Genomic DNA, 24,708 nt, shown 5'->3' with positions numbered 1-24,708 from the left:
CCATTTCAGCTACCGCGCGAACCGGGACCGTCTGGGCGGGGACGCGGGCTTTGCCGAGCCTCGTTTTCGGCGCGCCGATACGGCGACGAACCGGCCGGACGGGTTCGCCGCTCCGCATCGACGCGAGAACCGTTGTGAGCGAACCCAACCGGTTGTGCGGGCGGGTGCCGGCCGGCGGGCGGGCGGGAGCGCGACACCACGGGCCGACTGTTCTGCTGGTCCTCGACGTCCGGTTCCCGAACAAGGATGTACTCGACGTAGGGATCGTCGTCGTAGTCCTCGTCGACGACCCTATTGTCGACGTCGTCCTCGGGTAGGTGAGTCGCCGCGCGCCGGAAGTCGACCAGGAATAGAGCCGCGACGACACCGAGCAACGCGATGAACGCCGGCAACAGCACCGACTGCGACATCGCCGCCGAGAAAGGCTCGTGCACGAACTCGGGCAGGTGCACACCGCGCCGTCCGGCCGCCGACGTGCGGGAAGGCAGCTCGGCGCTGATCCGCGACGTCATGAACGCTGCCATGCCGGCACTTCCGAGCACCGCTCCGAGCTGCCGGACCGCGTTGTACACCCCGGAGCTCGCTCCGGCCAGGTGCGGCGGCAGGTTGCGTGTCGCAGTGGCGGTCAGCGGAGACCACACGAACGCCATCCCGACACCGATGCCGGTGAACGGCAGCAGCAACCGCCAGATCGGCGTGTCCGGAGCCATCTCGACGGAAAGCCACGTCAGTGAGATCGCCAGGGCCGAAAAACCGAAGCCCAGCACGGGAAGCGGGTGGTAATTGTCGACGATGCGGCCGGCAAACGGCGCCAGCACACCGTTGGCGATTGCCATCGGCGCGATCAGCAGGGCCGATCGTGTCGGCGACAGCCCGCAAACCCCCTGCGCATAGAAGGCCACCGGCAGCATCATCGCCGTCGTCGCGAACGCGACAAGGCCCACCCCGACACTGGACACGCTGAAGTCGCGGTCGAAGAAGATGCCCAGCGGGATCAGCGGTTCGCCGGTGTGCACCGACTGCCAGTACACGAACGCCACCATGAACCCGACTCCGGCGACGATCACTGCCCAGATCCACAGGTCCCAGTGCGCGGCCTGGCCCTGCTGCAGCCCAAAGACGATCAGGAACATGCCCGCGCCGGACAACGCCACCCCGAGCAGGTCGAACTGGTGCTTGTGGATGGGCAGCACCGGCACCAACCACACCGCCAACGCCAGCCCGACAATCCCGATCGGCACGTTGACGAAGAAGATCCATTCCCAGCCCAGCCCGTCGACCAGCAGCCCGCCGGCCAGCGGCCCCACCAGGCTGGCGACGCCCGCTGTCGCGCCCCACAGGCTGGCTGCGACGCCGCGGCGCTGCGGCGGGAAGATCCGCGTGATCGTCGACAAGGTCTGCGGGGTCAGCACCCCGGCACCGACTCCTTGCACCACTCGCGCGGCGATGAGCATGGCGAAACTGCCCGACAAGCCGCACCATATCGAAGCGGCGGTGAACACGGCCAGGCCGATCAGGTAGAGGTTCTTGGGGCCGAACCGGTCACCGAGCCGGCCGGCGACCAGCAACACCACCGCATACCCGAGCAGGTAGGCGCTGGTCACCCACACCACGGCGTCGTACCCGGTGTGCAGGTCGGCCATGATGGTCGGGTTCGCGATGGCGACGATGGTCGAGTCGACCATGATCATGAAGAAGCCGATCATCATCGCCCACAGGGTGTTCCACGGGTTCTTCGATGGGCTGGTGGGACGACTGAGCCCCGCGCGGCCCCCGAATTCACGGGACCAGCGTGCCCATGCCGTCGTCATGGATCCACCTCGTTCGTTCGCGATTCATTTGCGGTTACCGAGCAGCGACTGTCCGTCGGCAGGCACCGACCCAGACGGGGCAGGCCGCAACCCCAAAATGTGGCCGATAAACGGCCCGCGTAGTCATTGACCTTATATCGGGCCGGCATCGTCCCGGGTGGGCAGATGGCCCGCCGGCGACAACGCGGTTCCGGCGGGCACTCAGTTGGTCAAATGCGCGTTAGCCTAGGGAAGACCCATACCCAGGAGAGGCAATATGAGCGCCCGACGGAGCAGGTCCAAGCCGGACCAGGTGCCGGCCACCACCGACGGCCGGCCCAAAGCGTCTGCGCGCGCATTGGCGCAGGTCATCGAACGGAGCACGCGGGTACAGGGCCCGGCCGCGCAGGCGTATGTGGCTCGGCTGCGCCGGGCTCACCCGGCCGCCGGCCCCGCCGAGATCGCTTACAAGCTGGAAAAGCGCTATCTGGCGGCTTTGACCGCGAGCGGCGCGGCGGTGGGTTCGGCCGCGACGTTCCCCGGGGTCGGGACCTTGGCAGCACTCTCCGCGGGTGCCGGGGAGACGGTGTTCTTCCTGGAAGCCACCGCGCTGTTCGTGTTGGCGACGGCCGAGGTGTACGGCATCCCGCTCGATCACCGGGAGCGGCGCCGCGCGCTGGTGCTGGCCGTCCTGGTCGGGGACGACAGCAAGCGTGCCATCGGCGAGTTGATCGGCCCGGGGCGCACCAACGGCGGCTGGCTGGCCGAGGGCATGGCCTCCCTGCCGATGTCGACGTTGGCGCGGCTGAACACCCGGATGCTGAAGTACGCCGTCAAGCGGTACGCGGTGAAACGCGGCGCCCTGATGTTCGGCAAGATGCTGCCGGTCGGCGTCGGTGCCGCGATCGGCGGCGCCGGCAACCGCATCGTGGGCAAGAAGATCGTCAACAACTCTCGCCAGGCGTTCGGCGTCCCGCCGGCCCGCTGGCCGGTCACCCTGCACCTGTTGCCGGCGGTCAACGAGGCCGGTTAAAGCGCGGTTTTCCGGTCTCTCTCGCGAATTGCGGCAACGCGTTAGCCTTTAGAAGGCGGCCTGGCCGCCGCGGGTGTTGAGGTATCCCGCCAATCGGGGTGCCATAGATGGCAGGCGTCGCGCAATGGCGCTTGCAGGACCTTGCCGGATAGAGGAATCGAGGCGAACAGCGGCCGTGAGCAACACTGGTTCACCATTCGGGCAAAACGAATGGCTGGTCGAGGAGATGTACCGCAAGTTCCGCGACGACCCTTCTTCGGTCGATCCGAGCTGGCACGAATTCCTGGTCGATTACAACCCCGAAGCGCCGCCGGAACCGGCTTCCGCGGCCGACGGGCGGCCGGCCCCCGCCGAGTCGAAGCCCGCCGAGTCGAAGCCCGCCGCGGCCGAGCCGGCCAAGCCCGCCGCCGCCCAACCCAATCGGGCCACCCCGGCTGCTCCGGCGACACCAACCCCCAAAGCCGCCCCGGCCGCTCCGGCCGGAGGCAACGGCGCCCCCGCGCGGACCGCCAAAGCCGCCACGGCGCCCGCTCCGACGCCGGCAGAGGGTGACGAATTCCAGGTGCTGCGCGGTGCCGCCGCGGCCGTGGTGAAGAACATGTCCGCATCGCTCGATGTGCCGACCGCGACCAGCGTCCGGGCGATTCCGGCCAAGCTGATGATCGACAACCGGATCGTCATCAACAACCAGCTCAAGCGCAACCGCGGCGGCAAGATCTCGTTCACGCATTTGCTGGGCTACGCGCTGGTGCAGGCCGTCAAGAAGTTCCCGAACATGAACCGGCACTACGCCGAGAACGACGGCAAGCCCGCTGCGGTGACGCCGGCTCACACCAATCTCGGCCTGGCGATCGATCTGCCCGGCAAAGACGGAAAGCGTGCCTTGGTGGTGGCCGGCATCAAGCGCGCCGAGACCATGCGATTCGCCGAATTCGTCTCCGCCTACGAAGACATCGTGCGCCGCGCCCGCGACGGCAAGCTGGCCGCCGAAGACTTTGCCGGAGTGACGATTTCGCTGACAAACCCCGGCACTATCGGCACCGTGCACTCGGTGCCGCGACTGATGGCCGGCCAGGGCGCGATCATCGGCGTCGGCGCGATGGAGTATCCGGCCGAATTCCAGGGCGCCAGCGATGCCCGCATCGCCGAGCTGGGTATCGGCAAGCTGATCACCCTGACCTCGACCTACGACCACCGCATCATCCAGGGTGCGGAATCGGGCGACTTCCTGCGCACCATCCACGAAATGCTGCTCTCGGACGCCTTCTGGGACGAGATCTTCCGCGAGCTCAGCATCCCGTACCTGCCGGTGCGCTGGAGCAAAGACAATCCGGACTCGATCGTCGACAAGAACGCCCGGGTGATGGAGCTGATCGCGGCCTACCGCAACCGCGGGCATCTGATGGCCGACATCGACCCGCTGCGCTTGGACGGGACCAGGTTCCGCAGCCACCCCGACCTGGAAGTGCTCACGCACGGCCTGACGCTGTGGGACCTCGATCGGGTGTTCAAGGTCAACGGCTTTGCCGGCGCCGAATACAAGAAACTGCGCGACGTGCTGGGCTTGCTGCGCGACGCCTACTGCCGCCACATCGGCGTGGAGTACACCCACATCCTCGATCCCGAACAGCAGGAGTGGCTGGAACAACGGGTAGAGACCAAGCACGTCAAACCGACTGTGGCCCAACAGAAATACATCCTGAGCAAGCTCAACGCTGCCGAGGCGTTCGAGACCTTCCTGCAGACCAAGTACGTCGGGCAGAAGCGGTTCTCGCTGGAAGGCGCCGAGAGCGTGATCCCGATGATGGACGCGGCGATCGACCAGTGCGCCGAACACGGCCTGGACGAAGTGGTCATCGGGATGCCGCACCGCGGCCGGCTCAACGTGCTGGCCAACATCGTCGGTAAGCCCTACTCGCAGATCTTCACCGAGTTCGAGGGCAATCTGAACCCGTCGCAGGCGCACGGCTCCGGCGACGTGAAGTACCACCTCGGCGCCACCGGCGTATACCTGCAGATGTTCGGCGACAACGACATTCAGGTGTCGCTGACCGCCAACCCGTCGCACCTGGAGGCCGTCGACCCGGTGCTGGAAGGCCTGGTACGCGCCAAGCAGGACCTGCTGGACCACGGAGCCAGCGACAGCGACGGCGAAAAGGCGTTCTCGGTGGTGCCGCTGATGCTGCACGGCGACGCCGCCTTCGCCGGCCAAGGAGTAGTGGCCGAGACGCTGAACCTGACCAACCTGCCCGGCTACCGCGTCGGCGGCACCATCCACATCATCGCCAACAACCAGATCGGCTTCACCACGGCGCCGGAGTTCTCCAGGTCCAGCGAGTACTGCACCGACGTCGCCAAGATGATCGGGGCACCGATCTTCCACGTCAACGGCGACGACCCGGAGGCGTGCGACTGGGTGGCGCGGCTGGCCGTGGACTTCCGGCAGCGGTTCCACAAAGACGTCGTCATCGACATGCTGTGCTACCGCAAGCGCGGGCACAACGAGGGCGACGACCCGTCGATGACCAACCCCTATATGTACGACGTCGTCGACACCAAGCGCGGCGCCCGCAAGAGCTACACCGAATCCCTGATCGGCCGCGGCGACATCTCGATCAAGGAGGCCGAGGACGCGCTGCGCGATTACCAGGGCCAGCTGGAGCGGGTGTTCAACGAGGTTCGCGACCTGGAAAAGCACGGCGCCAAGCCGAGCCTGTCGGTCGAGTCCGACCAGATGATCCCCGCGGGGCTGTCCACCGCGGTGGACAAGTCACTGCTGGCCCGCATCGGTGACGCTTTCCTGGCTTTGCCGGAGGGGTTCACCGCCCACCCGCGCGTCCAGCCGGTGCTGGAGAAGCGCCGGGAGATGGCCTATGAAGGCAAGATCGACTGGGCGTTCGGCGAACTGCTGGCCCTGGGTTCGCTGGTGGCCGAAGGGAAGCTGGTGCGGCTGTCGGGCCAGGACACCAAGCGCGGCACCTTCTCCCAGCGGCACTCGGTGATCATCGACCGCAACACCGGCGAGGAGTTCACCCCGCTGCGGCTGCTGACGACCAACAAAGACGGCACCCCCACCGGCGGCAAATTCCTCGTCTACGACTCGCCGCTGTCGGAGTACGCTGCGGTCGGCTTCGAGTACGGCTACACGGTGGGCAACCCGGACGCTGTCGTGCTGTGGGAGGCGCAGTTCGGCGACTTCGTCAACGGCGCGCAGTCGATCATCGACGAGTTCATCAGCTCGGGCGAGGCCAAGTGGGGCCAGCTGTCCACGGTGGTGCTGCTGCTGCCGCACGGACACGAGGGGCAGGGGCCCGACCACACGTCCGGCCGGATCGAACGCTTCCTGCAGCTCTGGGCAGAGGGGTCCATGACGATCGCGGTGCCGTCGACCCCGTCCAACTACTTCCACCTGCTGCGGCGGCACGCCCTGGACGGGGTACGGCGTCCGCTGATCGTGTTCACGCCGAAGTCCATGCTGCGCAACAAGGCCGCGGTCAGCGACATCAAGGACTTCACCGAGATCAAGTTCCGCTCGGTGCTCGAGGAGCCCACCTACGAGGACGGCATCGGCGACCGCAGCAAGGTCACCCGGATCCTGCTGACCAGCGGCAAGATCTACTACGAGTTGGCCGCCCGCAAGGCCAAGGACAGCCGCGACGACATCGCGATCGTGCGTATCGAGCAGCTTGCTCCGCTGCCCAAGCGGCGGCTCGGCGAGACACTGGACCGCTACGAGAACGCCAAGCAGTTCTTCTGGGTGCAGGAAGAGCCGGCCAACCAGGGCGCGTGGCCGCGGTTCGGCCTGGAGCTGCCCGAGCTGTTGCCCGACAAGCTCAGCGGGATCAAGCGCATCTCGCGGCGGGCGATGTCGGCGCCGTCGTCGGGTTCGTCGAAGGTGCATGCCGTGGAGCAGCAGGAGATCCTCGACACTGCCTTCGGCTAGCCCGCCCGCGAGCGTGCGTAAAGTGTCAGCGATATCGGCGTGTCGGCGTACAAACGCGCACGCTCGCGCAGCGAGGAAGTGAGGGCATACATGCAAGGGTTCGCCGGGAAAGTCGCCGTGGTTACCGGCGCGGGCTCGGGTATCGGCCAAGCGCTGGCCATCGAACTGGCCCGTTCCGGCGCCAAAGTCGCCATCAGCGACGTCAACACCGAAGGACTGGCGCAGACCGAGGAACAGCTGAAGTCAATCGGCGCGTCGTATAAGTCAGACCGGCTCGACGTCACCGAGCGCGAGGCCTTCCTGCTGTACGCCGACGCGGTGAAGGAGCACTTCGGCAAGGTGAACCAGATCTACAACAACGCCGGCATCGCCTTCACCGGGGACGTCGAGGTCACCCCGTTCAAGGACATCGAGCGGGTGATGGACGTCGACTTCTGGGGCGTCGTGAACGGCACCAAGGCTTTTCTTCCACACCTGATCGCCTCAGGCGACGGACACGTCGTCAACGTCTCCAGCGTTTTCGGGTTGTTCGCGGTACCAGGGCAGGCGGCGTACAACTCCGCGAAGTTCGCGGTGCGCGGCTTCACCGAGGCACTGCGGCAGGAGATGGCCGCAGCAGGTCACCCGGTGAAAGTGACCACGGTGCACCCGGGCGGCATCAAGACCGCGATCGCCCGCAACGCCACCGCCGTCGAGGGCTTCGATCCGAAAGAGCTGGCCAGCCTGTTCGACAAGCGGCTGGCCCGGACCAGCCCCAAGGCGGCCGCCCGGGTCATCTTGGACGCGGTACGCAAGAACCGGGCCAGGGTGCTGGTCGGCGTGGACGCCAAAATCCTGGACGCACTGGTGCGGGTGACGGGTTCTGGATATCAACGGCTGTTCGGACCCGTGCTGGGACGACTGATGCCGGTACCCACCTTGCCGCGTTAAGGCGGTTCCTGTTGCGCCGCGAAGGTGCGCAGTTGTACGTCCCGCGCGGCGTGTTGGCGTACAGACACGCACGCTCGTGGTAGAAGGACAGACTGCTAGCTGCGCCCCAGCGGGTGTTCGCTCAGCCACGCATCGGCCACCGCCTGCCCGTCGGCGCCGCCGGCCACTTGGCGGCGCATCTCGGTCAGCGCCGCGGTGTCCAGCACACCGGCCACTTCATTGAGCGCCAGCAGTTGCCGATCGGCCAGCGCGTTGCGCCGATACAGCGGCACCACGTTCTCGGCCGGTATCCACGGCGGTTTGACGTCGGCCAGCATCACCAGATCGGCGGGAATGGCGGGGTTGGCGGTGGTGGTCCAGGCCGCGGTCAGCTGCCCTGCGGCCAGCGCAGCGAACATCGCTGTGCCGTCGAGGAATTCGCGCGGGGCGGGCATTCGGCACGAGCCCACCCACTCGGGAATATGAGCCCCCGCGACGGCCCCGGTCACCAGCCCGTCGCAATGGCCTGCCAAAGCGCCGAGGTCGCGGCCGCCCCACGCCGTGGCGGTGGCTTGCGTGACGACCAGCGCGGGTTTGTCCTCGGCCGACGTCGTGTAGTCGCCGGCGAGGATGCCCTCGGGCAGCATCGAGATCATCACCCGGTAGACCTGACTGTCAGCCGTCACCGCGACGCCGGGCTTCAGCCGTTGCAACACCCGCCCGGTGAAGGCGGGCACCACCGTGAATGCGCCCGAGTCCAATTTCGACATCGGGTCGGCGGCGGTTTCGGTGCGCGCCGGAAAGCCGTAACCCCGCAGTGCCGACACGTAGATGTCGGCCAGCAGCCTCGACTCGGAATCGGGCTCAGAACCGACCACCACCTCGGAAACGGGATGGTGCTCGCCGGCACCGCAACCGGCGACCGAAAGCGCCGCGGCCAACAGCAGCGCGGCCAGTCTGCCGATTCTCACACCCGGGCGCCTCAGGCGTCTGAGGTCGCTGCGGCACCGGCCACCGCGCCGGCAACCGCTTCCCCGACGCGCAGGTCCAGGGGGCTCGGGACGATCCGGTCGGGTGCGAGGTCGTCGCTGACCACGGAGAAGATCGCCTCGGCCGCGGCCACCATCATCTTTTCGGTGATCTTTCGCGCCCCGGCATCCAGCGCCCCGCGGAACACCCCGGGGAAGGACAACACGTTGTTGATCTGGTTCGGAAAATCGCTGCGGCCGGTGGCCACCACGGCCGCGTGCCTGGCCGCGACGTCGGGATGAATTTCGGGGTCGGGGTTGGACAGGGCGAACACCACCGCGTCCGGCGCCATGGTGGCGATCAGCTCCTCGGGGACCACGCCGGCCGACACGCCCAGGAACACGTCGGCCCCTTTGAGGGCTTCCACCATGCCACCGGTGAGATTGCGGGGATTGCTGCTTCGCGCCAAGTCGATCTTCACCGTGTTCATGTCGTCGCGCCCGCGGTGCAGAATGCCGCGCGAGTCCAGCACTGTGATATCCGAAACCCCCATTCCGAGAAGAAGTTTCGAGCAGGCAACGCCCGCCGCCCCGGCGCCGGAGACCACCACCCGCAGTGACGCCATGTCACGGCCGAGCAGCTTGCTGGCGCCCATCAGCGCCGCGAGCACCACGATTGCCGTGCCGTGCTGGTCGTCGTGCATCACCGGACAGTCCAGCGCCTCGATGACTCGTCGTTCGATCTCGAAGCAGCGCGGCGCCGAGATGTCCTCGAGGTTGACGGCGCCAAACGTCGGCCGCAGCCGCACCAGGGTTTCGACGATCTCGTCGGGATCCGTGGTGTCCAGCACGATCGGGATCGCATCCAGTCCGGCGAACTCCTTGAACAGCGCGCATTTGCCCTCCATCACCGGCAACGCGGCCGCAGGCCCGATATCGCCAAGGCCGAGCACGGCGCTGCCGTCACTGACGACGGCCACCAGCCGATTGGCCCAGGTGTAGCGCGTCGCCAGGGTGTGGTCGGCGGCGATCGCACGGCAGACTTGCGCGACGCCCGGGGTGTAAGCGATCGACAAGGCGCGCTGGGTGTTCAGCGGAGTAGCCAGGCCTACCGAGAGCTTCCCACCTACGTGTGCCTCGAAGATCTCCTCGTCGGTGATGACGACATGGGAATTTGCTGGCTGCTCCGACACGGCCCCCAGAATACTCAGCCGGGCTACCAATCCCGGAATCGCGTCAGATCAGCCCGAGGTCGGTGACCGCGCTGCGCTCGTCGGCAAGCTCGGCGGTGGAGGCGTCGATGCGGCCTCGGGAGAAGTCGTCGATCTCCAGCCCCTGCACGATCGTCCAGTTGCCGTCCTTGGTGGTCACCGGGAACGACGAAATCAGGCCCTCCGGAACGCCGTAGGACCCGTCCGACACCACAGCCATCGAGACCCAGTTGCCCTCCGGGGTACCAAGCAGCCAGTCGCGGGCCGCATCGGTGGTCGCCGACGCGGCCGAGGCCGCGGACGAGGCGCCGCGGGCGTCGATGATCGCCGCGCCGCGCTTGGCGACCGTCGGGATGAAGTCGTTCTCGATCCAGGACTGGTCGTTGACGACTTCGGCGGCGTTCTTGCCACCGACCTCGGCGTGGAAGATGTCGGGGTACTGGGTGGCCGAGTGGTTGCCCCAGATCGTCATCTTCTTGATATCGGTGACCTTGGCGCCGGTCTTGCGGGCCAGCTGGCTGATGGCCCGGTTGTGGTCCAGGCGGGTGAGCGCGGTGAACCGCTCCTTGGGGATGTCGGGCGCGTTGGTCATCGCGATCAGCGCGTTGGTGTTGGCCGGGTTGCCGGTCACGCCGATGCGGACATCGTCGGCGGCGACCGAGTTGAGTGCCTTGCCCTGCGCGGTGAAGATCGCGCCGTTGGCCTCGAGCAGGTCGCCGCGCTCCATGCCCTTGGTGCGTGGCCGCGCACCGACGAGCAGGGCCAGGTTCACGCCGTCGAAGATCTTGTTCGCGTCGGCGCCGATCTCGACGCCGGCCAGCAGCGGGAACGCGCAGTCGTCGAGCTCCATGACGACACCCTCGAGCGCCTTCAGCGCGGGCTCGATCTCGAGCAGCCGCAGCTCGACCGGGCGCTCCGGGCCCAGCAGCGACCCGCTGGCCAGGCGGAACAACAGGCTGTAGCCGATCTGGCCGGCGGCGCCGGTGACGGCGACCTTGAGTGGACTTGCGCTCACGTCGGTGTGCTCCTTGTTGGCGAGGGTCTCCTAGGTGGAGAGAGTTTGGTCGGGTCGAAACTAGCGCACAACCGGCGGCCAATTCCCCGCAGGATCCGTCCGGCAACTATTCACAGGGTTTACCCCGGCAGGACGCGTACCATAAAGCACCGCCCGGTCAGACCCACGTAACGATCGGAGGTTGATGTGTTCCCAGGCTTTGACGCGTTGCCGGAAGCGCTGAGACCGATCGTACGATCCCGGCCCGCGCACATACACCCGGTTGTGCAGGCGCCCGCCGAGCCGCTGGTCGACTGCGGCGTCTATGTCGACGGCCAGCGACAGCCCGGTAAGTACACCTACGCCGACGCGCTGAGCACGGCACGCGAGATCCAGCAGACCGGCCGGGCGGCATTCGTCTGGATCGGGCTGCACGAGCCCGACGAGGGCCACATGCAGGAGGTGGCCGACGTATTCGGGCTGCACCCCTTGGCGGTCGAGGATGCGGTGCACGCCCATCAGCGACCCAAGCTGGAGCGATACGACGAGACGCTGTTTCTGGTCCTGAAAACCGTCAATTACGTGCCGCACGAATCGGTGGTGCTGGCCCGCGAAATCGTCGCAACCGGCGAGATCATGATCTTCGTCGGCAAGGACTTCGTGATCACCGTCCGTCATGGCGAACACGGCGGACTGGCCGACGTACGCAAGCGGATGGACAACGACCCCGAGCACCTGCGGCTGGGCCCCTATGCCGTAATGCACGCCATCGCCGACTACGTGGTGGATCACTATCTGGGCGTGACCAGCCTGATGGAAAGCGACATCGACGCCATCGAGGAGGTGGCGTTTTCGTCGGGCCGCAACGTCGACGTCGAGCCGATTTATCTGCTCAAGCGCGAGGTCGTCGAATTGCGCCGGTGCGTGAGCCCGCTGTCGGCGGCGTTTGCCCGAATGCAGACTGAGAACAAGGACCTGATCTCCAAGGAAGTGCGGCGTTACCTGCGTGACGTCGCCGACCACCAGACGGAGGCCGCCGACCAGGTCTCCAGTTACGACGAGATGCTCAATTCGCTGGTTCAGGCCGCGCTGGCGCGGGTGGGCATGCAGCAGAACAGCGATATGCGCAAGATCTCGGCCTGGGCCGGCATCATCGCCGTTCCCACCCTGGTCGCCGGAATCTACGGCATGAATTTCCGCTTCATGCCCGAGCTGGATGAGAGGTGGGGCTACCCGACAGTGGTCGGCGGGATGGTCCTGGTCTGCGTGTTCCTCTACCTCAGCTTCCGCAAGCGCGACTGGCTCTAACACTGCCGAGAAGACGCAAAAGCCTGCAATCCGTGCGGATTTAGGGGGCTTTTGCGTCTTCTCGCGCAGATCGGGTGAGGTTCACCCCAGAGCCGGCGTCGAAAATGGCGAGCTTGGTGGGGTCGAACGCCAATTCGGCCGTCTGCCCGATAGCAGCCTGTGATTCAGCGGGAACCCTTGCCACGAAATGGTTTTCGTGAACTTCTCCCTCCGCCTCTCCCAGCTCATCCAACTGGGCCGCGTGCACGGCGGGCCCCGAATTGGTGAAGTACACGTACTTGTCGGCGCCCAAAGATTCGACCAGGTCGACATTCACCTCGAACGTCACGGCCCGGATGCGCTGGTAGCCGTCGATCAACGCCGCATCCTGAATGTGCTCAGGTCGCACCCCGACGATGATCTGCTCCGGCTTCGGATGTCCGGCGATCGCCTGCTGCGTTTCCGCCGCCAGCGGCACCTCGCCGAACGGCAACGTCAGCCCCATCGGCGTCAGCGTGGCGGGAAAGAAGTTCATCGCCGGCGAACCGATGAACCCCGCGACGAACAGGTTGGCGGGATGCTCGTAAAGCTCGGCAGGCGTACCGATCTGCTGTGCCACACCCCCGTGCATCACCACCACACGGTCGCCCAGCGTCATGGCTTCGGTCTGGTCATGAGTGACGTAGACGGTGGTCGTGCCCAGTCGCTTCTGCAGACGAGCGATCTCGCCACGCATCTGCACCCGCAGTTTGGCGTCCAGGTTGGACAGCGGCTCGTCCATCAGAAACGCCTTGGGGTGGCGCACGATTGCCCGGCCCATCGCGACCCGCTGTCGCTGTCCGCCCGACAACTGCGAGGGCTTACGATCCAAAAGCGCGGTCAGGTCAAGGACTTTGGCCGTCTCCTCGACCTTCTGCGCAATCTCGGCTTTCTTCATCTTCGCCAGCGTCAACGGAAACGCGATGTTCTGCCGAACCGTCATATGCGGGTAGAGCGCGTAGGACTGGAAGACCATCGCGATATCGCGGTCCTTGGGCGCCTTGTCGTTGACCCGCTCACCGCCGATGCGCAGTTCTCCCGACGAGATATCCTCAAGCCCGGCAATCATATTCAGCGTGGTGGTCTTACCACAGCCGGACGGCCCAACCAGGATCAGGAATTCGCCGTCGGCGATGGTGATGTTGAGGTCGTGCACTGCCGTGTGACCGTCAGGGTAACTCTTGTTGACGTGTTCCAGCACAATCTCGGCCATCGCGCTATCCCTTCACAGCGCCAGAGGTCAACCCGGCGACAATTCGTCGTTGAAAGATTAAAACAAACACGATGATCGGGACGGTGATCACCATCGCGCCGGCTGCGATCGATCCCGTCGGCTCCTCGAATTGCGAACTGCCAGTGAAGTTCGCGATCGCCACCGGGGCGGTGATCGCCGCCTTGGTGGCCGTCAAAGACAGCGCCAGCAGTAGGTCGTTCCACGCGAAGATGAACACCAGGATCGCCGCGGTCACCAGTCCGGGTGCGGCCAACGGCACGATCACCTTGCGGAAAGCCTGACCCGCGGTGGCGCCGTCCATCTTGGCGGCCTTCTCCAGATCCCAGGGGATCTCCCTGAAGAAGGCCGACAGAGAGTAAATGGCAAGCGGCAGAGCAAAAGTGATGTAGGGCAGGATCAATCCCGGCCAGGTGTCGAAGAGGCCAAGAAAGCGTTCGATGTTGAACAACGGCGTCACCAACGAGATCGCCGGAAACATGGTGATCAGCAGCGTCGCACCGATGAACAGCCGTTTGCCCGGAAACTCGAGGCGGGCGATCGCATAGGCCGCCATCGCGCCCAGGCCCACCGCGATCGCGGTGGTGGTCAACCCGATTCCGACGGAGTTCACCAACGCCGAGCTGAAGAACTCGCCGCGGAAGATGCCACGGTAGTTGTCGAATGTCACCGATGACGGAATCAGCCTGCCGTCCTTGACCGTTGACGTCGGCTTAAGCGACAGGCTCAGAATCCACAGCACCGGCAGCAGCGCATACACCACGACCAAACTGTCGACGACGGCCCAGAAGGCGGCCCGCCGCGCGCCCACTCGTTCGCTGCTCATTTAGGACCCACCGCCGGCCGCCGACGCCAGTTGATGAGCGCCGAAGAGCTTGACGAAGGCGAGCGCGATGATGCCCACGCATAAGAAGATCAGCACACTGATCGCTGAGCCCAGGCCCACGTTGAAACCCTTGAACAGGTTGTCGTAGCCCAGGATTGACACCGACCCGGTGTTGTTCTGGCCCGAGGTGAGCACATAGATGTTGTCGAAGATACGAAAGGCGTCCAGCGTCCGGAACAACAGCGCGACCAGCACCGCCGGCTTGATGATCGGCATGGTGATCCTCGTCAGCCGCCGCCAGGCACCGGCGCCGTCGACCTGTGCGGCTTTCAGCAGGTCCTCGGGCACCAGCGCCAGCCCGGCCAGCAGCAGCAGCGACATGAACGGGGTGGTCTTCCAGACCTCGGCGAGGACCACGATGCCCAGCGACGGGATCTGCTCGGTCAACGGCGCTTGGGGGAAGAACGAGCCGTGCGGCAGCAGGTTGGCCAGATACCCGGTGCCCGGCGTCCAGGCGTAGTACCAGCTGTACGACGCGGCCACCGTCACGATCCCGTACGGGATGAGCACCGCGGTGCGCACCAGGCCCTTGCCGACCAGCGTGCGGTGCATCACCAGCGCCAGCGCCAGGCCCACCACGAACTCGATCGACACCGACACCACCGTGATCGCCAGCGTCACCGCAAGCGCTGTCCACCAATAGCGGTCGGTCAGGATCTCTTGGTAGTTGCCCAGGCCGATGAACGCGGTGTCGTTGGGGGTGGTCAGGTTGTTGCGCTGCAGGCTCAGCCACATGGCGTAGCCGATCGGATACGCCGTCACCGCCAGCATCAGCGTCGCCGCCGGCGCGAGCAGGAGGAACGCCAGCCGCCGTTCGCCACTGCGGGGGGCGCTCACGGCAGCAGGCCCTTTCCGTCGATCACTTTCTGCACTTCCACGGCAAGTTCGTCGGCGGTCCGCTGCGGCTCGATCGCGGTAATGGGGCTCAGCGCCGACGAAAGCCGGATGGACACCGCCTGGTAGACGGGCGTCACCGGCCGGACTGCCGCGTCGGTGAGCTGCCGGCGTATGACGTCGTACATCGGGTACTTCGCCTGGAACTGCGGGTCGGAGTACAGCGAGGCCCGTACCGCCGGCAGACCACCTTCGATCGAGACGTACTTCTGATTGGCCACGCTGCGCAGGCATCTGACGGCTTCGAAGGCTTCGGCCTTATGCCGGGTGGTGCGCGCCACCGCCAGGTTCAACCCGCCGATCGTCACCTTGGCGGACTCGCTCGGCTGCACGCCCGGGTAGGGCGCGAACCCGAACACCTTGCGGCTGGCCTCATATGCGACGCGGAGCTGCTCGCCCGACGGCATGAATGTCCCGGCCTGGTCGATGCTGCCGGCCAGCTCCGGCAGCCGGTTGAGCGGCAGAAACGGCACACCACCCTTCACCGCGTTCTCCAGCATGGACGCCAGCACGTACGGCCAGTTGACCTCGAGCGCGGCCCTGCCCTGCTCGACCGCCAACCGTGCGGTGCCGCCGTCTGTGCGGGTGATCGACGGGTCGGCCCCGGGCGCGGTGGCCACCGACTTCAGGATCCGCAATGCGGCGACGGTGGCGGCACGGTGCTCGGGAGTGTCGGTCAGGGTGACGCGGCGGCCGTCTTCGGACAGGACCCGACCGCCGGCGCTGGCCAGCAGCGTGTTGAACCACACCACCAGACCCTCGTCCTGATTGGCTTGCACGCCGATCCAGCTGGGCTGGCCGGCGGCATGCAACCGAGCGGCCTCGGCCACCATCTCGTTCCAGTCCTGCGGCGGCTGGTCAATCAAATCCGCTCGGTACCAGAGCAATTGGGTATTGGTAGTCACCGGTGCGCCGTACAGCCGGTGCTTCCAGCGGGCGGTCGCAAGCGGTCCGGGCAGGGTGTCGACCGTCGCGTCGGCCTCGGCCCGGCCGGCCGGGTCGTCGGCCAGCGACAACGCCCACCCCGCCTCGGCGAACTCCGCGGTCCACACCACGTCCATCGCTATCACGTCCAGCGTGCGGTCGTTGGCGGTCAGCCGCCGGGCCAGTTGCAATCGTTGCTGATCGGGGCCTCTGGGCAGGCTGACGTGCTGAATGGCGAAACGGCCGCCGAACTGCTCGTTGCAGCGCTGAGCAACCGCGGTGAAGGTGGCGCCGTCGGTGGCCGGCGTGTAGAAGCTGATCACCAGCCCCGACCTGCCCGACCCGCAGCCCGACACCAGCGCCGTGACGGCCAGCGTCGTCAGGACGGCGGCCCCAAACCGCCTGCGACTCACTTCAGATCGCCAGGCGCGCCAGCAGGTCGCGGGCCTTCTCCGCGTTCTGTGGATCGCAGAGGACGTCGTAACGTCCCGCCACCAACTGCATCGTCGAACTGAAATCCCTTGTGCCCCGCGCCATTGCGTACGGAACCGCGGACGTGATCAAGCCGAAGAACACCCCCGCCACCAGGCCGGTGCCCAGCGCGGCCCACGGATTGGGGCTGAAGAAGCCGAGGATCAAACCGATGAACAAGCCGAGCCAGGCGCCGCTGAGTACACCGCCGCCGAGCACTTTGGGCCACGTCAACCGGCCGGTGACCCGTTCCACCTGCATCAGGTCTACGCCGACGATGGTCACCTGCTGGACCGGAAAGTCCTGCTCGGACAGGTAGTCGACAGCGCGTTGCGCCTCGGCGTAGGTGGGATACGACCCGACCGGCCAGCCCTTGGGTGGGGTCGGCAACCCCGGCACGCTGTGCCGTCCCGCAGCAGCGCCGCCGGGCGCCGCACCGGGAACCTGTCCGGGCTGGAATGGGCTAGTCATCGGTCCACATTCTCCTCTGCTGCCAATTTCCTCCGGCCATCGTTTCACCTCCTACGAGTTCACGCTAACGAGGCGACCGCACCGTCGGGCGGACTGCGCGGGAAGGTTCGGCCGATCAGTCAGACGGGCCTTGCTCAACGGCGTCCTCGTCCCGGTCACATGAGCTAGGTTGATCACATGACAGGTCCCGGCGGCGCATACGGCCAGAGCGGGCACGACAACCAGGACGACCAGGCCACCCGGGCTGCGCAGCCGTCCCCGGGCGCTCCCTGGGAGCCACCGCCGGTCGACTACCCCCACACGGATTATCCGCCGCCCAACTACCCCGGCTACCCGGCCGGTCCGCCCGGATACCAGCAGCCGGGGTACCAGCAGCCGGGGTACGGCGGCGCGCCCTATCCGCCGCTCGGGCCACCGCCGCAACAGCCATACATCGCGCCGTCCGCCAGCGTTTACGCCGGCGGCTATTACGCGCCGGTGGGAACCAACGGGATGGCGATCGGGTCACTGGTCACCGCGATCTTCAGCTTGCTGTGCTGTCAGCTCATCGGGATCGTGGCCGTCGCGCTCGGGATCGTCGCGCTCAACCAGATCAAGCAGACCAACCAGGACGGCCACGGCCTGGCCATCGCCGGCATCGTGATCGGCGGAATCGACATCGCGCTCATGGTGGTGATCTTCGTCCTGTACGTGGCAGCACGTACGACTTAGCGGTCCCGGCAGACCCACCGCGGCTGCCCTCCGGCCATCGGCTGCTTAGGCTTTCAACCATGGGATCGGTCAACAGGGTGTATGTCGCGCGGCTGGCGCGGATGTTGGTGCTGGGTCCACTCGGCGAGTCCTTCGGACGGGTCCGCGACGTCGTGATCAGCATCAGCATTGTTCATCAGCAGCCACGCGTCCTGGGGCTGGTCGTCGATTTGGTAACCCGTCGCAGTATTTTCATACCGATCCTCCGGGTCGCCGCGATCGAGCCCAACGCGGTGACACTCACCACTGGCAACGTGTCGCTGCGCCGCTTCGAACAGCGGCCCGGCGAGGCGCTGGCGATGGGCCAGATCCTGGACACCCCGGTCAAGGTCGACGACCCCGACCTACCGGAATTGGCAAAAGCCTCCCAAGGTCAAGTGGTGATCACCGACCTCGGCATCGAGCAAACCCGAACACGCGACTGGATGGTGACTAGGGTCGCCGTGCGCAGCCACCGTCGGCTGGGGCGGCGCGGCCCCGTGCACGTCGTCGACTGGCACAACGTGCAGGGCTTGACGCCGTCGGCGCTGGCCATGCCGGATCAGGGAGTGGCGGAGCTGCTGAACCAGTTCGAGGGACGCAAGGCCGTCGATGTGGCCGACACCATCCGTGGGCTTCCGCCGAAGCGGCGCTACGAGGTGTTCCGAGCGCTCGACGACGAACGGTTGGCCGACATACTTCAGGAGCTGCCCGAGCTGGATCAGGCCGAGGTGTTGTCGCACCTGGGCACCGACCGCTCCGCCGACGTGCTCGAGGCGATGGACCCCGACGATGCCGCCGACCTGCTCGGCGTGCTCACCCCGACCGACGCCGAGATGCTGCTGACCAGGATGGACCCCGACGAGTCCGACCCGGTGCGACGGCTGCTGACCCACTCCCCCGACACCGCCGGCGGCCTGATGACCTCCGATCCGGTCGTGCTGACCCCCGACACCGCGGTCGCCGAGGCGCTGGCGCGGGTCCGCGACCCCGACCTCACGCCCGCGCTGGCATCGATGGTGTTCGTGGCGCGACCGCCGACTGCCACCCCTACCGGTCGCTACCTGGGCTGTGTGCCGCTACAGCAGCTGCTCCGCGAAGCGCCCGCCGAGCTGATCGGCGGAATCGTCGACACCGACCTGCTCACCTTGACGCCGGAGACCCCGCTGGCGTCGGTGACCCGCTATTTCGCCGCCTACAACCTGGTCTGCGGTCCGGTGGTCGACGACCAGAACCACCTGTTGGGTGCGGTCACGGTGGACGACCTGCTCGATCACCTGCTGCCGCATGACTGGCGGGTGGACGCGCAGCAGCTCGAAGTCAACGGCACGGTCGGCATCGGAAGATCCGGAGCAGCGCAGTGAGCAAATCCACGGCACCGCGACGGCTGTACACCCCGCGCACCTCGCGCGGGTTCTCGCTGCAGGTGGACCCCGAGGCCGTCGGTCAGATCACCGAGTCCATCGCCCGCTTCTTCGGCACCGGCCGTTACCTGCTGCTGCAGACAATTCTGGTGCTGGTGTGGATATCGGTGAACCTGTTCGCCGTTCACTGGCGATGGGACCCCTACCCGTTCATCCTGCTCAACCTGGCTTTCTCCACCCAGGCCGCCTACGCCGCACCGCTGATCCTGCTGGCCCAGAACCGGCAGGAGAACCGCGACCGGGTGGCGTTGAAGGAGGACCGCCGTCGCGCCGCGCAGACCAAGGCCGACACCGAGTATCTGGCCCGCGAACTGGCCGCATTGCGGCTGGCCGTCGGCGAGGTCGCGACGCGCGACTACCTGCGCCACGAGCTGGAAAACCTGCGCGCGGCGCTGGCCGACCTGCAGCCGGCGGACCCGGACAAACAGCCGGCACGGACGGCTGACACTGTGGAGCGGCGGGTGAAGAAGTAGGGAAGAACCAATTCCCCCATTGCGCCACTCCCGTAACAAGAGTTATGTATGGTGATCTAGTTCACGAAGCTAAGAAGAAAACGTAACTAACAGGAAACGGTTTCCCGACGGCCCACACACAATTGAAGGACGGTCGAGTGCGCATAGGGGGACGCTGGGATGCACGCCCGGCCGTCGCGGCGGTGGGGCAGCGGGCGCGTCAGGTGACGCAGACACCCGCTTTCGGCATCGCCGTCATCACGCCTTTGGTTTTCGCGGCTGCGGTGGGGGGCGCGCCCGCTCCGCTGCCCGGAAAGATCCCGGCGGTTCGCGCCGCCGTCACGCCGGTTGCCGCGGTCTCGGCTGCCGGCCGTAATCTCCGCGCCAACCCGTCCGGCCCGGGTGTGGTCGCCATCGCGCATGGGCCGGTCAAATTCCACGTCGCGGCGGCCACCATATCGGCCCCGCCACCCCCGATGGTCGTGAATGCGCCTGGGACGCTGGGCATTCCGAAGTCGGCACTGGCTGCCTACCGCAATGCCGAACTGAAGATGGCCGCTGCCGCCCCGGGGTGTGGCGTCAGCTGGAACTTGCTGGCCGGCATCGGCCGCATCGAGTCGGGCCATGCCGCCGGCGGTGCCGTTGACGCGCGGGGCACCGCGATCAACCCGATCTACGGTCCCACGCTGGATGGGACGCTGCCCGGCAATGAAGTCATCGTCCAGAGCAATGTCGGCAACCGCGTCACCTACGCCCGCGCGATGGGGCCCATGCAGTTCCTGCCCGGCACCTGGGCGCGCTACGCCACCGACGGCGACGGCGACGGCATAGCCGATCCGCAGAACCTGTACGACGCCACCCTCGCCGCGGCGCGGTACCTGTGCAGCGGCGGCCTCAACCTGCGTGATCCCGGACAAGTCATGGCGGCGATCCTGCGCTACAACAACTCGGTGGCCTATGCCCAGAACGTGCTGGGTTGGGCCGCGGCGTACGCCACCGGCGTAGTTCCGGTCGACCTGCCCCCGATCACCGGCCCGCCACCGCCGATCGGCGACGGCTTTTTGGAGCATCCGGAAGGGCTCGGGCCGAACATGCCGCTGAACCACACCGGGCTGCCGCTCACCGACCCGTTTGCGGGCCGGACACCGCTGATCGACTTGGGCGGCGGTCAACCGCAACTCGTCAGCACCACACCGATGTTCCCGTGGATGACGCCGACGACGCCGCAGGGGCCGGCACCGCTGACGCTTGCCCCGGGCTGCACGCTGATCTGCATCGGCTCGCAAAGCCCGGGCCCCGGGCCGGGTCCAGTGCCGGCCGGTGGACTGCAGCCGCCCAACGTCGTCGCACCCTCCGGACCGGCGCCGCAGGCGGGCATGCCGCCGCTCGGGCAGGCACCGCCGCCGGCTGACGCACCGCCGTTGGGCCAGGCACCTCCCGCCGAAGCTCCTCCGGCAGGTCCGCCCGCCGGCGTGCCTCCGGCTGGTGCACCGGCCAACCCGGCCACCGGAGCGCCCAAGGCCTCACCGGCGCCTAAGCCGGCGGCGCCGGCTGTGCCCAACGCGCCGGCTGGTCCCAATGCGCCGGTTGTCCCCAACGCGCCGGCCCCGGCCGAGCCGCCGCCGGGTCCGCCCGCCTGACAGTCCCGCCTGCTAGTCGGCTGGTCCACCCGCCGAAAGCCGAGCCGCCTACACTCGGCGGTGATGTCCCGTCATGACGCTCCCCAGCCGAACGCCGACCTGAACGCGGCTATCCGCGCCGCCCTGGGCAAGGTGATCGACCCCGAATTGCGGCGGCCCATCACCGAACTCGGGATGGTCAAGAGCGTCGACGTCGAGCCCGACGGCGGCGTGCACGTAGCGATTTACCTGACCACGGCGGCCTGTCCGAAGAAGACCGAGATCAGCGAGCGCGTCGGCCAAGCGGTCGCCGACGTGCCCGGCACCGGCGCGGTAAAGGTCAGCCTGGACGTGATGAGCGACGAGCAGCGCACCGAGCTGCGCAAGCAGTTGCGGGGTGACGCTCGCGAACCCGTCATCCCGTTCGCCCAGCCCAACTCGCTGACCCGGGTATACGCCGTCGCCTCCGGCAAGGGCGGGGTGGGAAAGTCCAGCGTTACGGTCAACCTGGCCGCCGCGATGGCCGCGCGAGGCTTGTCGGTCGGCGTGCTCGACGCCGATATCCACGGCCATTCCATTCCGCGGATGATGGGCACCACCGACCGGCCTACCCAGGTCGAGTCGATGATCCTGCCGCCGATCGCCCACGACGTGAAGGTGATCTCGATCGCCCAGTTCACCCAGGGCAACACCCCGGTGGTGTGGCGCGGGCCGATGCTGCACCGCGCCCTGCAGCAGTTCCTGGCCGACGTGTACTGGGGCGATCTGGACGTGCTACTGCTCGATCTACCGCCCGGAACCGGGGACATCGCCATTTCGGTGGCCCAGCTGATCCCGAACGCGGAGATCCTGGTGGTGACCACGCCACAGCTGGCCGCCGCCGAAGTCGCCGAACGGGCCGGCAGCATCGCGATACAGACCCGCCAGCGCATCGTCGGTGTCGTGGAGAACATGTCTGGGCTGCTGCTGCCGGACGGCTCGACGATGCAGGTCTTCGGCGAAGGCGGGGGGCAGCAGGTGGCTGAGCGGTTGTCGCGTGCGGTCGGCGCCGACGTTCCGCTGCTGGGTCAGATCCCGCTGGACCCCGCGCTGGTGACCGCCGGCGACGACGGCGTCCCGATTGTGCTGAGCGCGCCCGACTCACCAGTGGGCAAGGAGTTGCGCAGCATCGCCGACAGCTTGTCGTCGCGACGGCGCGGACTGGCAGGGGTGTCGCTGGGCCTCGACCCCACGCGCCGTTAACGCCGAGCAGACGCAAAAGCCCCCGTTACGTGCCGAAGTGGGGTGCTTTTTCGTCTGCTCAGCGTAGAGCGGGGGCCTTCGGCGTCGGGTGTGAACCGTGGGCGTTGAGTGTGAACCGTGGGCGTTGAGCGTTAAGCCTGGGCGGGAAAATCGCCGGGACCCCGCCCTGAGTTCACTCCGAAAGCCCTAGGTTCACATCGAAAGCCCTGAGTTCACTCCGAAAGCCCTGGGGTCCACGCCGAAGCCGCCTCAAGCCACCTCAGGTCGCGTCGGTGTCGAAGGGGGTGCGCCCAGGTTCGACGGGTTCAGCGCGCTCCAGCGGCTGCGCGGTAGGAGGAGCGGAAGCCCCGTTGTCCGGCGCGTCGAAGTTCCCAGTGAACAGGGAGTCGTCGCCGTCGAGCAGATGCTTGGTGAGCGCCGCGCGGGGTGTCATGCCGCGCAGCTTCTGCAGCTCGCCGAGCTGCCCGCGTAGGTCGTCGAACTCCGGTCCGATGTCCTCGCGCAGCTGGTTTGTCACGCCGCTGAGGTAGTCGCGGGCCTGCCGCAACGCTCCCGCCGTCCATCGGATGGCGCCGGGAAGGCGCTCCGGGCCGAGAACAAGCAATCCGACCACCAGGAGCACCAGCATTTCCCCCCAGCCGACGTTGGCGAACATCTAGCTGGTATCGGCGTCTGGTTTGACGGTCAGGGTGACGTGCCGGCCTTCGCGGACCACTTCTACCTGGGCGTCTTGCCCGATGGTCAGCTGTCGCACCGCGACGACGAATTCGTCGGCGTCGGCCACCTTGCGGTTGCCGACCTTGACGATCACGTCGTTTTCCAGGATCCCGCCCTTCTGCGCGGGACTTCCGGCCTTCACGTTGGCGACCTGCGCGCCCGAGGCGATCGCGTTGCTCACCGAGCGGGTGCTGATCCCCAGCGTCGGGTGCACGATCTTTCCGTCTTTGATCAGCGTCTGCGCGACCAATTTCATCTCGTTGACCGGAATCGCAAAGCCCAGCCCACTGGCGCTGTCCGACAGCGACTTGCCGGCGGTGTTGATGCCGATCACCTGGGAATCCATATCGATCAGCGGACCACCGGAGTTGCCGTGGTTGATCGAGGCGTCGGTCTGCAGGGCGTCGACCACGGTGTCGGTGTCCGAGCCCTCCCCGGACAACGGCACGGGGCGGTGCAACGCGCTGATGATGCCGTGGGTGACGGTGCTGCGCAGACCCAGCGGCGCACCCGCCGCGAGGACTTCATCGCCGACCCGAACCTTGTCGGAGTCACCGAGCCGCGCCACGCTCAGATTGTTGACGTTGTCGACCTTGAGCACGGCCAGGTCGGTTTTGGGATCGCGGCCCACCAGGGTGGCCGGCACTTCCTTACCGTCGTTGAATATCACCTTGGTCTTGAACTGGCTGGGGTTGTTGGCCGCTTCGGAGATCACGTGGTTGTTGGTGACGATGTAGCCGCGACCGTCGATGATGACGCCGGAGCCCTGCATGCCCTCCTGGTCACTTTTGGACTCGATGGTCACCACCGAATCGGCTACCGCCGCAGCTACTTTGGTGAAGCGACCGGCTGGCTCTTCTTTGTTGCCGCTGGTCGACAACGTCACCTTCGAGGTGGTGAACGCGCCGACGACCTCGGCCGTCTTGCGACCGATCACACCGCCGATCGCGCCGATCACCAGCGCGATCAGCAACAGCACGACCAGGGCCAGGTAGGACACCTTGCCGCCGAACAACACATCGCGCACGCCCAGCTTGCCGGTCTGACCGAGCGCGGTGCGGCGCACCGGCGCGGTTTCCGCCGGGGTGCCCAGAGCCGCCGGGGCGCCCGGGTCCCGCCAGGGGTCCTCGCCCTCGTCCTGGTCCGCGCCGTCCTTCTCGGCGGCCAGCGCAGCGGCATCGATCGGGTGGCGCTGCAGTGACTCGGAGCCCGGGAAGGGCCGGCCGAACGCCTCCTCCAAGACCGGGTCGGCCTCCTGGTCGTGGGGCCGAAATTCGGTTTCTTCCCGGTACTTCCGCGGACGCACGCGCTCCGCCAGGAAGGACCCCCGGATTCCCTGGGGACGACCGAACGCCTGACGCGATGCCGGGTCGACCGGAGGCCGGGATACCGGGCGCGGCGCCAGACGGCTGTCGCCGTCTTGACCGCTGGTGTTGCCTTGGTCAGAACTCACATTGACCTCTTCTGAGCCCTC

Annotated in this window: 20 protein-coding genes; 9 read left to right on the top strand and 11 right to left on the bottom strand. The window is 67.0% G+C overall.

What is annotated here, in order from left to right; genetic code table 11:
* Positions 1 to 5 precede the first annotated feature (5 nt).
* Positions 6 to 1,709, bottom strand: a complete 1,704-nt coding sequence (locus tag AC5Y21_RS01280) for an MFS transporter (RefSeq protein ID WP_499908937.1) — start codon at positions 1,707 to 1,709, stop codon at positions 6 to 8.
* Positions 1,710 to 2,067: 358 nt separating this feature from the next.
* On the opposite strand from AC5Y21_RS01280, the gene AC5Y21_RS01275 reads away from it, so the two are divergent.
* From AC5Y21_RS01275 to AC5Y21_RS01265, 3 genes are all read left to right on the top strand, one after another.
* Complete coding sequence (locus AC5Y21_RS01275; RefSeq protein ID WP_499908598.1) at positions 2,068 to 2,823, top strand: hypothetical protein; 756 nt, start codon at positions 2,068 to 2,070, stop codon at positions 2,821 to 2,823.
* A gap of 175 nt (positions 2,824 to 2,998) precedes the next feature.
* Positions 2,999 to 6,766 carry a multifunctional oxoglutarate decarboxylase/oxoglutarate dehydrogenase thiamine pyrophosphate-binding subunit/dihydrolipoyllysine-residue succinyltransferase subunit gene (locus tag AC5Y21_RS01270; RefSeq protein WP_499908596.1) on the top strand — a complete coding sequence of 1,256 codons (3,768 nt, stop codon included), beginning with the start codon at positions 2,999 to 3,001 and terminating at the stop codon, positions 6,764 to 6,766.
* Positions 6,767 to 6,856: 90 nt separating this feature from the next.
* Positions 6,857 to 7,696, top strand: a complete 840-nt coding sequence (locus AC5Y21_RS01265) for an SDR family NAD(P)-dependent oxidoreductase (protein WP_499908595.1) — start codon at positions 6,857 to 6,859, stop codon at positions 7,694 to 7,696.
* A 95-nt stretch (positions 7,697 to 7,791) separates the two neighbouring features.
* Here the strand turns inward: AC5Y21_RS01265 and AC5Y21_RS01260 are convergent, their stop codons facing one another.
* Genes AC5Y21_RS01260 through AC5Y21_RS01250 form a run of 3 tightly spaced genes read right to left on the bottom strand, consistent with a single transcriptional unit; the run spans position 7,792 to position 10,869 of the window.
* Positions 7,792 to 8,646: a glycine betaine ABC transporter substrate-binding protein gene (locus tag AC5Y21_RS01260; RefSeq protein ID WP_499908593.1), complete on the bottom strand. Its 855-nt coding sequence runs from the start codon at positions 8,644 to 8,646 to the stop codon at positions 7,792 to 7,794.
* An 11-nt stretch (positions 8,647 to 8,657) separates the two neighbouring features.
* On the bottom strand, positions 8,658 to 9,836 hold the full coding sequence (locus AC5Y21_RS01255; RefSeq protein ID WP_499908591.1) for an NAD(P)-dependent malic enzyme: 1,179 nt from the start codon (positions 9,834 to 9,836) through the stop codon (positions 8,658 to 8,660).
* Positions 9,837 to 9,879: 43 nt separating this feature from the next.
* Positions 9,880 to 10,869 carry a malate dehydrogenase gene (locus tag AC5Y21_RS01250; RefSeq protein WP_499908589.1) on the bottom strand — a complete coding sequence of 330 codons (990 nt, stop codon included), beginning with the start codon at positions 10,867 to 10,869 and terminating at the stop codon, positions 9,880 to 9,882.
* Positions 10,870 to 11,055: 186 nt separating this feature from the next.
* Here AC5Y21_RS01250 and corA point away from each other — a divergent pair, with 186 nt between their 5' ends.
* On the top strand, positions 11,056 to 12,156 hold the full coding sequence (gene corA, locus AC5Y21_RS01245; protein WP_499908587.1) for a magnesium/cobalt transporter CorA: 1,101 nt from the start codon (positions 11,056 to 11,058) through the stop codon (positions 12,154 to 12,156).
* Between the two features lie 40 nt (positions 12,157 to 12,196).
* On the opposite strand, the gene AC5Y21_RS01240 is transcribed toward corA, so the two are convergent.
* The 5 genes from AC5Y21_RS01240 to AC5Y21_RS01220 are packed head-to-tail and all read right to left on the bottom strand — an operon-like array spanning position 12,197 to position 17,051.
* Positions 12,197 to 13,387: an ABC transporter ATP-binding protein gene (locus AC5Y21_RS01240; RefSeq protein ID WP_499908585.1), complete on the bottom strand. Its 1,191-nt coding sequence runs from the start codon at positions 13,385 to 13,387 to the stop codon at positions 12,197 to 12,199.
* 4 nt (positions 13,388 to 13,391) lie between these two features.
* On the bottom strand, positions 13,392 to 14,216 hold the full coding sequence (locus AC5Y21_RS01235; RefSeq protein WP_499908935.1) for a carbohydrate ABC transporter permease: 825 nt from the start codon (positions 14,214 to 14,216) through the stop codon (positions 13,392 to 13,394).
* A 15-nt stretch (positions 14,217 to 14,231) separates the two neighbouring features.
* The gene (locus AC5Y21_RS01230) at positions 14,232 to 15,128 is read right to left on the bottom strand and encodes a carbohydrate ABC transporter permease (RefSeq protein ID WP_499908583.1); all 897 of its coding nucleotides are present in this window, start codon (positions 15,126 to 15,128) and stop codon (positions 14,232 to 14,234) included.
* Positions 15,125 to 16,522 (bottom strand): extracellular solute-binding protein, encoded by a 1,398-nt coding sequence (locus AC5Y21_RS01225; RefSeq protein WP_499908581.1) that lies wholly within the window; start codon positions 16,520 to 16,522, stop codon positions 15,125 to 15,127. The genes AC5Y21_RS01230 and AC5Y21_RS01225 overlap by 4 nt, the downstream gene beginning before the upstream one ends.
* Position 16,523: 1 nt before the next feature.
* A complete protein-coding gene (locus tag AC5Y21_RS01220; protein ID WP_499908579.1) occupies positions 16,524 to 17,051 on the bottom strand; it encodes a YflT domain-containing protein in 528 nt (175 codons plus the stop codon).
* Positions 17,052 to 17,228: 177 nt separating this feature from the next.
* Here AC5Y21_RS01220 and AC5Y21_RS01215 point away from each other — a divergent pair, with 177 nt between their 5' ends.
* From AC5Y21_RS01215 to AC5Y21_RS01195, 5 genes are all read left to right on the top strand, one after another.
* On the top strand, positions 17,229 to 17,762 hold the full coding sequence (locus tag AC5Y21_RS01215) for a DUF4190 domain-containing protein (protein WP_499908577.1): 534 nt from the start codon (positions 17,229 to 17,231) through the stop codon (positions 17,760 to 17,762).
* Between the two features lie 59 nt (positions 17,763 to 17,821).
* Entirely contained in the window at positions 17,822 to 19,144 is a 1,323-nt protein-coding gene (locus tag AC5Y21_RS01210) for a magnesium transporter MgtE N-terminal domain-containing protein (protein ID WP_499908575.1), read from the top strand.
* The gene (locus AC5Y21_RS01205) at positions 19,141 to 19,677 is read left to right on the top strand and encodes a DUF1003 domain-containing protein (RefSeq protein WP_499908573.1); all 537 of its coding nucleotides are present in this window, start codon (positions 19,141 to 19,143) and stop codon (positions 19,675 to 19,677) included. The genes AC5Y21_RS01210 and AC5Y21_RS01205 overlap by 4 nt, the downstream gene beginning before the upstream one ends.
* Positions 19,678 to 19,814: 137 nt before the next feature.
* Positions 19,815 to 21,296, top strand: coding sequence for a lytic transglycosylase domain-containing protein (locus AC5Y21_RS01200; RefSeq protein ID WP_499908571.1), 1,482 nt, complete (start codon positions 19,815 to 19,817; stop codon positions 21,294 to 21,296).
* Positions 21,297 to 21,359: 63 nt separating this feature from the next.
* A complete protein-coding gene (locus AC5Y21_RS01195) occupies positions 21,360 to 22,517 on the top strand; it encodes an Mrp/NBP35 family ATP-binding protein (protein WP_499908569.1) in 1,158 nt (385 codons plus the stop codon).
* A 259-nt stretch (positions 22,518 to 22,776) separates the two neighbouring features.
* On the opposite strand, the gene tatB is transcribed toward AC5Y21_RS01195, so the two are convergent.
* Together tatB and htrA are read right to left on the bottom strand one after the other, a co-directional pair.
* A complete protein-coding gene (gene tatB / locus AC5Y21_RS01190) occupies positions 22,777 to 23,172 on the bottom strand; it encodes a Sec-independent protein translocase protein TatB (RefSeq protein ID WP_499908567.1) in 396 nt (131 codons plus the stop codon).
* Positions 23,173 to 24,687, bottom strand: coding sequence for a serine protease HtrA (htrA, locus tag AC5Y21_RS01185; protein ID WP_499908565.1), 1,515 nt, complete (start codon positions 24,685 to 24,687; stop codon positions 23,173 to 23,175).
* Between the last annotated feature and the right edge of the window lie 21 nt (positions 24,688 to 24,708).

The organism is Mycobacterium sp. NGS41 (genome assembly GCF_059812725.1).
The sequence above is the reverse complement of the archived record's forward strand: the minus strand, read 5'-3'. Positions and strand labels throughout refer to the sequence as shown.